11 protein-coding genes are annotated in these 10,764 nt (G+C 72.3%); 5 read left to right on the top strand and 6 right to left on the bottom strand.

Annotated elements, in window-relative coordinates:
* Positions 1–119: 119 nt before the first annotated feature.
* The 4 genes from ACF1BN_RS17775 to ACF1BN_RS17760 all read right to left on the bottom strand — a co-directional run bounded on the left by ACF1BN_RS17775 (position 120) and on the right by ACF1BN_RS17760 (position 2,787).
* Complete coding sequence (locus tag ACF1BN_RS17775; RefSeq protein ID WP_392332529.1) at positions 120–596, bottom strand: MarR family winged helix-turn-helix transcriptional regulator; 477 nt, start codon at positions 594–596, stop codon at positions 120–122.
* 123 nt (positions 597–719) lie between these two features.
* Positions 720–1,502 carry an AIM24 family protein gene (locus ACF1BN_RS17770; RefSeq protein WP_392332528.1) on the bottom strand — a complete coding sequence of 261 codons (783 nt, stop codon included), beginning with the start codon at positions 1,500–1,502 and terminating at the stop codon, positions 720–722.
* Entirely contained in the window at positions 1,499–2,149 is a 651-nt protein-coding gene (locus tag ACF1BN_RS17765) for an AIM24 family protein (RefSeq protein ID WP_392332527.1), read from the bottom strand. The genes ACF1BN_RS17770 and ACF1BN_RS17765 overlap by 4 nt, the downstream gene beginning before the upstream one ends.
* Entirely contained in the window at positions 2,149–2,787 is a 639-nt protein-coding gene (locus tag ACF1BN_RS17760; protein ID WP_392332526.1) for an AIM24 family protein, read from the bottom strand. The genes ACF1BN_RS17765 and ACF1BN_RS17760 overlap by 1 nt, the downstream gene beginning before the upstream one ends.
* 149 nt (positions 2,788–2,936) lie before the next feature.
* Here ACF1BN_RS17760 and ACF1BN_RS17755 point away from each other — a divergent pair, with 149 nt between their 5' ends.
* The 5 genes from ACF1BN_RS17755 (at position 2,937) to ACF1BN_RS17735 (ending at position 8,424) form a co-directional block, all read left to right on the top strand.
* A complete protein-coding gene (locus ACF1BN_RS17755) occupies positions 2,937–3,290 on the top strand; it encodes a DUF3817 domain-containing protein (protein WP_392332525.1) in 354 nt (117 codons plus the stop codon).
* Positions 3,287–3,580, top strand: a complete 294-nt coding sequence (locus ACF1BN_RS17750; protein ID WP_392332524.1) for an MTH1187 family thiamine-binding protein — start codon at positions 3,287–3,289, stop codon at positions 3,578–3,580. Before ACF1BN_RS17755 ends, ACF1BN_RS17750 begins: the two co-directional genes overlap by 4 nt.
* Positions 3,581–3,854: 274 nt before the next feature.
* Positions 3,855–4,532, top strand: a complete 678-nt coding sequence (locus ACF1BN_RS17745) for a TetR/AcrR family transcriptional regulator (protein ID WP_392332523.1) — start codon at positions 3,855–3,857, stop codon at positions 4,530–4,532.
* Positions 4,533–4,623: 91 nt separating this feature from the next.
* On the top strand, positions 4,624–6,453 hold the full coding sequence (locus tag ACF1BN_RS17740) for a glycosyltransferase family 2 protein (protein ID WP_392332522.1): 1,830 nt from the start codon (positions 4,624–4,626) through the stop codon (positions 6,451–6,453).
* A 3-nt stretch (positions 6,454–6,456) separates the two neighbouring features.
* The gene (locus tag ACF1BN_RS17735) at positions 6,457–8,424 is read left to right on the top strand and encodes a galactose oxidase-like domain-containing protein (RefSeq protein ID WP_392332521.1); all 1,968 of its coding nucleotides are present in this window, start codon (positions 6,457–6,459) and stop codon (positions 8,422–8,424) included.
* Between the two features lie 7 nt (positions 8,425–8,431).
* Here ACF1BN_RS17735 and ACF1BN_RS17730 read toward each other — a convergent pair whose 3' ends face one another.
* Positions 8,432–9,457, bottom strand: a complete 1,026-nt coding sequence (locus tag ACF1BN_RS17730) for a glycoside hydrolase family 6 protein (RefSeq protein ID WP_392332520.1) — start codon at positions 9,455–9,457, stop codon at positions 8,432–8,434.
* A 90-nt stretch (positions 9,458–9,547) separates the two neighbouring features.
* Entirely contained in the window at positions 9,548–10,543 is a 996-nt protein-coding gene (locus ACF1BN_RS17725; RefSeq protein WP_392332519.1) for a DUF5937 family protein, read from the bottom strand.
* Between the last annotated feature and the right edge of the window lie 221 nt (positions 10,544–10,764).

Raw genomic sequence — 10,764 nt, 5'->3', positions numbered from 1 at the left:
GTACGGGGGGGGGGGGGGGGGGGGGGGCGGGGGGGGGGGGGGGGGGGGGGGGGGGGGGGGGCGGGGGGGGGGCCCGGGGGGGGGGCGGGGGCCCCCCCCCCCCCCGCTTCTCTGTCAGGTCACGGCTTGCCGCGCTTGCCGCGCAGCCGCTCGGCGACCGGCTTCAGCGACTCGTGGAGGTCGCCGAGCGCCTCCGGGGTGAGCCGGTCGATGAAGTGGTCGCGGACGGACTCCACGTGGTGCGGGGCGACCTTGCGCATGGTCTCCATGCCCTGGTCGGTGAGGACGGCGTAGAGGCCGCGCCGGTCGGACTCGCAGTTGACCCGCTCGACCAGGCCGGCGTTCTCCATCCGGGTGATCTGGTGGGAGAGGCGGCTCTTGGACTGGAGGGTGGCGGCGGCGAGGTCGCTCATCCGGAGCCTGTGTTCGGCGGACTCGGAGAGGTTGACGAGGATCTCGTAGTCGTTCATCGTCAGGCCGAAGGGCTGGAGGTCGCGCTCCAGCTGGTGCGTCAGCATTCTCTGGACGTCGAGGAAGGTGCGCCACGCGCACTGCTCGGCGTCGGTGAGCCAGGGAGTGGCCGTCTCGGTGTCCATAGAGTGGATTCTACCTAAGAAGTTGAATACTTGACGAAATCTGCGGGGTGACGCGCGGCACCCGCCGGGCCGGCCGCACGCCTCGCGCGGCCGTTCGAAGCGTCACGCTCCGCAGACTACCGCTCACAGCCCGAAGCGCCGCTGCAAGTCCCCGAGCTGGCCGGGAAGGCGCGGTACCGCGGCCTGCGCCGCCTGGCCGGAACCGTGTCCGTGCCCGCCCGGCACCCCGGCCTGGGCCGGCGGCCCGCCGATGTTCCGTTCCGCCATCAGCAGCTCCGTCGACTGGAGCAGGACCGTGCCCGCGCCGATGAACTCGAACTGGTGCTCCTCGCCGGAGGAGCCCCCGATGCCGGTCAGGGCCCGTACGCCACCCATCACGCCCGTCAGGTAGGCGTGGTCGTAATGATGGCAGGGGGAGGGGCAGTCCGCCCAGCCGACCAGGGCCTGCGGGTCCACCCGGAGCGGCGGCTCCATGAAGACCACCGGGCCGTTGGACGCGGCGACGAACTTGCCCGTGCCGATCAGCGTCACGAAGCCCGGCACGATCGACTGCTTCAGCGCCAGCGTCGGCTGGTAGGCCAGCAGGTTCCCGGACCGGATCGTCAGATTGCCCTCGTCCAGGTCGTACGAGTTCACGTCGAAGGCCCGGTCCGCGAGCAGCATCTTGCCGGTGCCCTCGGCCACCACCCAGTCGCTCGCGTGCAGCGGCGAGTGGAAGGCGGTCCGCACCAGTCGGTCGAGCCGCCCGTGCCCGATGCCGTTGAAGTCGATCCGCCCGTAGTAGGCGATCATCTTCCCCTTCTGGAGGAACCAGGGGGAGCCCTTCAGTTCGACGCAGAAGGTGTACGCGTTGACGTTGTCGTCCGACGGCAGGGTGTGCGGATCGTGGATGACAGGGGTGGTCACAGCTTCTCCTCCGACGCCTGGACGTACACCGCACCGCTGCCGCTCAGCTCCAGCTGGAACGCCTCGCCGGAGCCGCGGCCCACCATGTCGCGCCAGCCCAGCGCGGCCGAGAGCTTGTTGCGCACGTCGCCGTGGTGGGCCACGTACGCCTGCGGGTCGACGTGGACCGGGCGGCCCGGCGTGATCGGCAGCTCGATCACCCCGCCGTGCGCCATGACCGCCACCGAGCCGTGGCCCTTGAGGGTGGTGGTGAAGAGGCCCTGGCCGGTCACCTGGCCGCGGACCATGCCCATGACGCCGCCCTGCGAGCCCATGAACATCGTGCCCTGCTCCAGGGTCCCGTCGAAGGCGAGCAGCCGGTCCGCCTCCACGTGGAGGGTGTCGCCGGTCAGCGCGATCACCTGGATGTGGTGGCCGCCGTGCCCGAACATCACGAGGCCGTTGCCCTCCACGGTCATCAGCGGCGTCGCCTCGCCGGCCACCCGGCGGCCGATCATCGACATCAGGCCCCCCTGGCCGCCCGCGATGTTCGGCGTGAACGTGACGTCCCCGCGGTACGCCAGCATCGCCCCGCGCTGGCTGAAGAGCCGCTGCCCGGGCACCACGGTCGCCTCGATCATCTTCGAGTTCACCTCGCGGAACGGCATCAGACGTCACCTCCGATGGTGTTGCGCTCGCTCGGCTGCACGTAGACCAGCCCGTCGCCCTCGAAGCGGATCTGGAAGGCCTCGCCGCCGCCCTCGCCGATCAGGGTGCGGAAGGTCACGCCCGACTGGAAGTGCTGCTGGAGGTCGCCCTGGTGGGCGATGTACGCGCCGGGGTCGACCGACAGCGGGTACTGCGGGGTCACCCGGAGCACCGTCGCCGGGCCGTCGGACATGATCGCCGCCTGCCCGGTGCCCTCCACCGTGGTGGTGAAGAGGCCGTTGCCGGTCGCGCCGCCGCGCATCCCCGTGAAGGTGGTGCCGGTGCGCAGCGCGGCGTCGGCGCAGAGCAGGTTGCTCGCCTCCACCCACAGCTTGTCGCCGTGCAGCTGGACGAGGTTGATCTCGGAGGCCCGGTCGGCGAACCAGCAGGTCCCCTGGCCCCTGACCTCCATCACCTCCATCTGCTCGCCGGTCAGCCGGCGGGTGACCATGCCGCGCAGGCCCTCACCGCCGCCGCTCATCTTCTTGAACGCCATCTGCCCGTCGTAGGCGACCATCGAGCCGTTCTTCGCCTTGACGGCGTCGCCGGTCATCGTCACGGCGAGCACCTTGCTGCCCTGGAGTCGGAACGTAGCCACGGGCCGAAGGTAGCGGGGACCCGGTTAAAGGGACTGCAAAGACGGCGTGCACAATGGATCCGCCCACCCTTGTGCATCCGTTCACAAGATCGCTCGGCAGCTCGCCCGCCGGTACGCTCCGTCGGCTCGACAACGAAGGTGACCCCTCCGTGGACCTCAAGACCGCTTCCTCGCTCCACCGCCTCCGGCTCGTCTCCGCCCCCGAGGCCGTGTCGTTCCTGCTCCTGCTGGTCTGCTCGGTGCTCAAGCGGACCACGGACTTCAACGCGGTGCCGGTCATGGGCGCCGTCCACGGCGTGCTCTTCGTGCTGTACGTGCTCTTCTGGCTGGACGCCTGGAACCGCGCCAAGTGGAGCTTCGGCACCGCCACCGTCTACTTCCTCCTCTCCGTGGTCCCCTTCGGCGGCTTCTTCGCCGACCGCAAGCTGAAGGCCGAGGCCGACGCGGCCGTCACCGCCTCGCGCGCCCGCGCCGAGGCCGCCGAGGGCGCGGTGAAGGCGTGATCGTCGCGTTCTCCGTCACCCCGCTCGGCGTGGGGGAGGAGGTCGGCGAGTACGTCGCCGACGCCGTCCGGGTCGTCCGCGAGTCCGGCCTCCCGAACCGCACCGACGCCATGTTCACCTCCGTCGAGGGCGAGTGGGACGAGGTGATGGACGTCGTCAAGCGGGCCGTCGCCGCCGTCGAGGCGCGCGCGCCGCGCGTCTCCGTCGTCCTCAAGGCCGACATCCGCCCCGGCGTCAGCGACGGGCTCACCGCCAAGGTCGAGACCGTGGAGCGCCACCTCGGCGCCTGAGCCGAGACCCGTACGAGCCCCCGGCGTCCCGCCGGGGGCTCTTCCGTCTCCGCCCGCGCTTTGAGCGAATGATCGTCATCGGTTAACGTCCTCCTTGAGCAGTCGCTCAAGACGGGGGAACGGTCGTGGGGATCCACAGCGCGTTCCCGTTCCCGGCCGTCGCCGGCGCCGGTGTCTCCGCGGGGGAGCGCCACCGGGCCGGCGGCGGCCGGACGTGCGCGCGGCCGCTCCGGGGGTGCCCGGGGGTGGGCCCCGTGCGCGAGGAGGGGCGGGCGTGAGCCGGGAAGAGAAGGCGCGGGGGGCGCGCGACGACAAGGGGCGGGAGACCCGCGAGAAGCTGCTCGACGGGGCCCTGCGGTCGCTCGTGGAGCACGGGATCGCCGGGACCTCCGGCCGCTCGGTCGCCGCCGCCGCGGGCGTCAACCAAGCCCTGGTCTTCTACCACTTCGGCTCCGTCGACGACCTGCTCGCGGCCGCCTGCCGGCGTGGTGCGGAGCAGCGGGTGGCCCGCCACCGCGACCGGCTCCGGGCCGTCACCAGCCTCGACGAACTGCTCGCCTTCGGACGCGCGATGCACGAGGAGGAGCGGGACGCCGGGCACGTCGCCGTCCTGGCCCAGCTGCTCGCCGGCGCCCGGAACCACCCCCGGCTCGCCCCGGCCACCGCCGCCGGCCTCGACCTGTGGATCGGCGAGATCGAGCAGGTGCTCCGCAGGGTGCTCGCCGGCGGCCCGCTCGACGGCTTCGCCGACCCCTCGGGACTGGCCCGGGCCGTCGCCGCGTCCTTCGTCGGGCTCGAACTGTACGAGGGCGTCGACCCGGACGGCGCCGAGGCGGCCCTCACCGCGCTGGAGCAGCTCGGCGCGCTGCTCGCCGCCGTCGAGGAGCTGAACCCGGTGGCCCGGAAGGCCGTCGCGTACACGCTGCGGCGATCGGGTGGACGCGGGCGCTAGAACACCCTCACTCGGAGTACTCCAGTCGACACGCCGGACGATGTCCCCTTTCGTGAGGATATCGACCCGTTCGACGACAGCTGGAGGCACCGTGCGGCCGGGAGGCTACGACTACGACACCTACAGCCGACTCGCCGGTCCCCTCACGGAACCGGACACGACGGCCTACCAGGTGCAGTACACGAGTCTGCTCTCGAAGGAACCGCACCGAATACGAGCCGTCCTCCTCATGGCCCTCGCGCCGGTGCTCTCCGCGGTGCTCCTGGCCTACCTCGTCTGGCCCACCCACTGGACCGTCCGCGAGGGCGACGACAGCTGGCGGGTGCCCTACGACACCGTGATGCTCGTGTCGATCGGCCTCATCTGCTTCTTCATGCTGGTGAACGTCGTCTCCGTCGCCCACGCCACCATGGTCGCCCGGGACCCCGTCCCGGTGTACCCCGAGGAGGGCACCCGGGTCGCCTTCCTCACCACGTACGTGCCCGGCAAGGAACCCCTCACCATGGTCCGCGGCACCCTGGAGGCCGCCGTCCGCATGCGGCACGACGGCACCCTGCACGTCTGGCTCCTCGACGAGGGCGACAGCCCCGAGGCCAAGGCCCTCTGCGCCGAACTCGGCGTCCGCCACTTCACCCGGGCCGGCGTGCCCGAGTGGAACCGGAAGAAGGGCGCGCACAAGGCGAGGACCAAGCACGGCAACTACAACGCCTGGCTGGCCATGCACGGCGACGCCTACGAGTACTTCGCCTCGGTCGACACCGACCACGTGCCGCTCCCCGACTTCCTGGCCCGGATGCTCGGCTGGTTCCGCGACCCCGACGTCGCCTTCGTCGTCGGACCGCAGGTCTACGGCAACTACGGCGGCGCCGTCACCAAGGCCGCCGAGTCCCAGCAGTTCCTCTTCCACGCCCTCATCCAGCGCGCCGGCAACCGCTACCGCGCCCCCATGTTCGTCGGCACCAACAACGTCGTCCGGATCGCCGCCCTGAAGCAGATCGGCGGCCTGTACGACTCCATCACCGAGGACATGGCCACCGGCTTCGAGCTGCACCGCCGCAAGAACCCGGTCACCGGCCGCCGCTGGCGCTCCGTCTACACCCCCGACGTCCTCGCCGTCGGCGAGGGACCGGAGTCCTGGACCGACTTCTTCACCCAGCAGCTCCGCTGGTCCCGCGGCACCTACGAGACGATCCTCAAGCAGTACTGGAAGGCGCCGTTCTCCATGCCGCCCGGCCGCCTCCTCAACTACACGCTGATGCTCGTCTACTACCCCATGACGGCCGTCAACTGGCTGCTCGGCATCCTCAGCTGCGTCCTCTACCTGTGGCTCGGCGCCTCCGGCACCCAGGTCTCCTCCCAGGTCTGGCTCATGATCTACAGCGACGCCGTCGCGCTCCAGATCGGCCTCTACCTCTGGAACCGCCGCCACAACGTCTCCCCGCACGAGCCCGAGGGCTCCGGCGGCCTCGCCGGCATGGTGATGTCCGCGCTCTCCGCGCCCGTCTACCTCAAGTCCCTCGGCTCCGCGCTGCTGCGCACCCGCGGCCGCTTCGTCGTCACCCCCAAGGGCGGCGCCGCCAGCCCCGACCGGCTCCTCACCTTCCGCATCCACCTGTACTGGGCGGTCGTCCTCGTCGCCTCCCTGGTGGCCTCGGTCCACTTCGACCACACCCACGCGGCCATGCGCACCTGGGCGGTCCTCGCCCTCGTCATCACGCTCGCCCCGGTCACCGTCCGGTCCTGGACCCTCCTGCGCGACCGGCGGATCCGCGCGGTCCGCGCCCGGATCCGCGCCCGGGCCCGCGCCCGCCGCCTCGCCCTCGCCCGCGGGATCGAGCTGCGCACCGTACCGCCGCTCCCGCAGTCCCCGCCCCCGCACCCGCCCGCGACCACCGCGCCCACGACGACCGGAGGGAACTGATCCATGGCGTACCGGCCGTCCAAGAAGTTCAAGAAGACGCTGCTCGGCAGCGGCGCCGTCCTCGTCCTCGCGGCGCTCAACGCCCCCGCCGCCGTCACCTTCGCCTCGGAGAAGTACCACGCCTACAAGATCGCCCAGCCCGGCTACAAGAAGAGGTACGGCTCCTGGGGCGCGGTCTCCGTCCCCGACGGCGCCCGCGTCAACGCCATCCACGCGGCCCTCCTCCACACCGGCAAGGTGCTGCTGATCGCCGGCTCCGGCAACAACCAGAAGAACTTCGACGCCGGGACCTTCGACACCGTCCTGTGGGACCCGGTGAAGAACACCTTCAAGAAGATCCCCACCCCCGAGGACTTCTTCTGCGCCGGCCACAGCCAGCTCCCCGACGGACGGCTCCTGGTGGCCGGCGGCACCGCCCGCTACGAGGTCCTCGACGGCGGGGTGACGAAGGCCGGCGGCGGCATGCGGGTCAAGAACGAGAGCCCCGACAAGGCCGTCACCCTGAAGAAGGGCACCCGCTTCCGCTCCCCGTCCGGCGTCGAGTACGTCACCACCACCGACGTCACCGTCCCCAAGGCCAAGCGCGAGTTCGCGATCTCGTACTTCACGAGCGGCCAGATGAAGCCCTGGGAGACCAAGGTGACCGCCGCCGAGGCCCGCGTCTTCGTCGAGGCCGTCGAGGAGGGCCCGCAGGGCCTCACCACCCAGGCCGCCCAGTACGAGATCGTCGGCCTCAAGGGCAAGGACGCCGACAACGTCTACGGCCTCGCCCAGAAGCTCACCACAGAGAAGCAGGACTTCCAGGGCATCAGGGCCGCCTACGAGTTCGACCCCAGGGCCGAGAAGTACGTGCCGGTCGCCCCCATGAAGGACGCCCGCTGGTACCCCACCCTCGTCGGCCTCCAGGACGGCAAGGTCCTCGCCGTCTCCGGGCTCAACGACGTCGGCGACGTCGTCCCCGGCGACAACGAGATCTTCGACCCGAAGACCAAGAAGTGGACCAAGGGCCCCTTCCGCTACTTCCCGACCTACCCCTCGCTCTTCCTCACCAAGGGCGGCAAGCTCCTCTACACCGGCTCCAACGCCGGCTACGGCCCCGCCGAGAAGGGCCGCGCACCCGGCCTCTGGGACCTGAGGACCAACTCCTTCACCCCCCTGCCCGGCCTCACCGACCCCGACCAGCTGGAGACCTCCGCCTCCCTGATCCTGCCCCCGGCGCAGGCCCAGAAGGTCATGGTCCTCGGCGGCGGCGGCGTCGGCGAGTCCGCCAAGTCCACCGCCCGCACCGCCATCGTCGACCTCACCACCGAGAGCCCCACCTTCGAGGACGGCCCCGCCCTCCCGCAGGGCACCCGCTACCTCAACAGCGTGCTCCTCCCCGACGACACCGTCTTCACCACCGGCGGCTCCCGCGACTACCGGGGCCGCGGCGGCAGCGACATCCTCAAGGCCCAGTTCTACGACCCCGCCACCAACGCCTTCGCCGCCGCCGCCGAACCCACCGTCGGCCGCAACTACCACGCGGAGGCGCTGCTGTTGCCCGACGGACGGGTCGCCACCTTCGGCTCCGACCCGCTCTTCGACGACAAGGACAACACCAAGCTCGGCACCTTCGAACAGCGCATGGAGGTCTTCACCCCGCCCTACCTCCACCGGGCCGGCGCCGACCGCCCCGCCCTCGGCGAGGGCCCGCGGGAGCTCGACCGCAACGGCCGCGCCACCTTCAGGACCGAGGACGCCGGCCGGATCACCAAGGCCCGGCTGATGAGGCCCAGCGCCGTCACCCACACCACCGACGTCGAACAGCGCTCGGTGGCCCTGGAGCTGACGAAGGGCGGCGACGGGCTCACGGTCACCGTGGACGCCCCGGACGACACCACCCTCGTCCCGCCCGGCTGGTACATGCTCTTCGTCACCGACGACGCCGGCATCCCGTCGGAGGCCACCTGGATCCAGGTGAAGGAGGACTGAGGCCCGGTCAGGACTCCGTGCGCCGTGCCAGCCCCAGCGCGTACTCCGGCCACCATGTCCCCGCGGCCGGACCGCCCCGGCACTGCCCGTCCGAGTCCCCCGGCCGCTTGATCCACAGATACGCGTCCACCAGCGCGTCCCCGGTCCGGTCCGTCGGCGGCACGCCGAGCGACCGGCCCGGGGGATTGCACCAGGCCTCCGCCCGGTCCCCCGGGAGGGGGCCGGCGCCGTTCCGGCTCGTGTCGACCGTGAAGTGCATCCCGCCGAGCAGCCCCGACAGGGTCGCCCCGAACTCCCGCACCACCGCGTCGGTCTGGAAGTTCGACACGTTCAGCGAGAAGCCGTCCGCCCGGGAGATCCCCGCCCGCCGCAGCGGCTCCACCAGCTTTCCCGCGTCGTCGATCCACGCCGGGTTCCCCGCGTCCAGGTAGACCCGCGTCCCCGGCTGCCGCTTCAGCCGCTCGATCGCCTCCGACAGCAGCCGCGACCGCTCCTCGTGGTACTGCCCCGGCGTGCAGCCGTCCACCATGTGCGGCACCGCGTCCGGCTCCAGCACCACCACCGCCGGGGCGTCCCCGATCGCCGAGGCGAAGGAGTCCACCCACGCGCGGTACGCCTCCCCGTCCCGCGCCCCGCCCGCCGAGTACATGCCGCAGTCCCGGTGCGGGATGTTGTACGCGACGAAGACCGCCGTCCGGTCCTCCGCCGCCGCCCCGCGCACCGCCCGAAGGATCTCCGGCACCGGATCGTCCCCGGCCGGCCAGTCCGCGACCGGCTGCTCCGAGATCCGCTTCAGCGCCCGGGCGTCGTCCGCGCGGCCCTGCGCCTCGTACTGCCGCACCTGCTTCGCCGCGTCGCTCTCCGGGTCCACCCAGAACGGCGAGCCCCCGGTGGGCGGCGGCGTCCCGCGCTCCGTCGCGGCGGGCGGCCCGACGGGGGAGCGGGCGGGCTCGTCGGAGGAGCACCCGCTCGCGGTCAGCAGCAGCGCGCTGAGCAGGGCGAGCGTGGCGGTGGCGGTCGTACGGCGGGACATCCGGCCCCCAGGGTCGGCGACAAGGGGAGTACGGGCGCAGGCCCCGTCCATGAGCGGAACGGGACAGACCGCGTCATCCTGACATGTCGGTCACCCGTCGTCCGGATGCGACACCGCCATCCCCAGCGGCGTCCGCTCGTACAGCACCTGATGGCCGTAGCGCCGCGAGGCCAGCAGCCCCGCCTCCCTCAGCACCGACAGGTGGGACGAGACGGTCGAGGGCGCCCGGCCGAGCCGATGGGCCAGCGCCGTCGTCCCCATCGGCTCGGTGAGGGCGCACAGGACGTCCGCCCGCACCGGACCGAGCAGCCGGGCGAGAGCCTCGGGGGTGCGCCCGCGGGGCTCCGTCCACAGCCCGCCGATCCCGCGCACCGGATACACCACCGTCGGCTGCCACGGCTCCTCGAAACCGCTCACCACCTCCGGCCAGATGAACACCGACGGCATCAGCACCAGCCCCTGCCCGCCCAGCGCCCGGACGTGCTCCCCGCGATAACCGCGCACCTCCAGGACCGCCGTCCCCGGATCCCAGGAGAACGACGGGTGCAGCTCGCCGAGCAGCCGCTCCAGGCCCCCGTCCGCCAGCCGCCGCGAGTGGTACGCCACGTCCGCCTCCAGCAACGCCCGCAACCGCGGCCAGTCGGGAGCGATCAGCGCCTCCCAGGCGGCCGCCAGCAGATCGGCCAGCCGCTCCACCGCCGCCGCGGGGTCGGCGAGCAGCCGCCGCCCCTCCGCGCTCTCGGCGGCCCCCGGCGTGCAGGCCAGCGCCCGCGCGAGGTCCGGACCCGCCAACGCCGGATCGACCGCCCGCACGGCCGCGAGCTCGTCCTCGAAGGAGGCGGCCGGCCCGAGCGGCGGCGGATAGAGGAAGTCCGGCGAATGCCCCCGCTCCGGCATGAGCAGGTGGAGCGGCGCCAGCTCCAGCTCCCGCGCGGCCCCGGCGATCCGCCGCAGCCACGGCAGGTGGTAGCCCTGCCTCCGGGGCCGCGCCAGCACCCGTACGGCCGACTGCGTCTCCCACAGCGGCGACACCGCGAACCGGATCCGCAGGGCGTCCGCCTCCCCGAAGAGCAGGTGGTACGGCATGACGGCTCCCGGGCTTTCGGCAGGACTGGGCGGACCTGGGACCCGACTCGGGCCTCGCGGGTCCCAGGACTCGGTGGACCCCGGAGCCCTTCCGGGCCTCGCGGTCGCACCGGATCCGGTGGACCCGGGGCTCGATGCGGGGCTCGCGGTCTCAGGACTGGGCGGACGCGGGGCCCGAACCGGGCCTCGCGGGTCTCGGGACTCGCTGGACCCGGGGTCCG

Origin of the sequence: Streptomyces sp. NPDC014861 (assembly GCF_043081625.1) — a bacterium.
GTDB lineage: Bacteria > Actinomycetota > Actinomycetes > Streptomycetales > Streptomycetaceae > Streptomyces.
The sequence above is the reverse complement of the archived record's forward strand: the minus strand, read 5'-3'. Positions and strand labels throughout refer to the sequence as shown.

What these genes read in the sequence shown, in the direction of transcription:
- ACF1BN_RS17775 (WP_392332529.1), bottom strand. Translation starts at nt 596, where the DNA reads ATGGACACCGAGACGGCCACTCCCTGGCTCACCGACGCCGAGCAGTGC.
- ACF1BN_RS17765 (WP_392332527.1), bottom strand. Translation starts at nt 2,149, where the DNA reads ATGCCGTTCCGCGAGGTGAACTCGAAGATGATCGAGGCGACCGTGGTG.
- ACF1BN_RS17735 (WP_392332521.1), top strand. Translation starts at nt 6,457, where the DNA reads ATGGCGTACCGGCCGTCCAAGAAGTTCAAGAAGACGCTGCTCGGCAGC.
- ACF1BN_RS17730 (WP_392332520.1), bottom strand. Translation starts at nt 9,457, where the DNA reads ATGTCCCGCCGTACGACCGCCACCGCCACGCTCGCCCTGCTCAGCGCG.
- ACF1BN_RS17725 (WP_392332519.1), bottom strand. Translation starts at nt 10,543, where the DNA reads ATGCCGTACCACCTGCTCTTCGGGGAGGCGGACGCCCTGCGGATCCGG.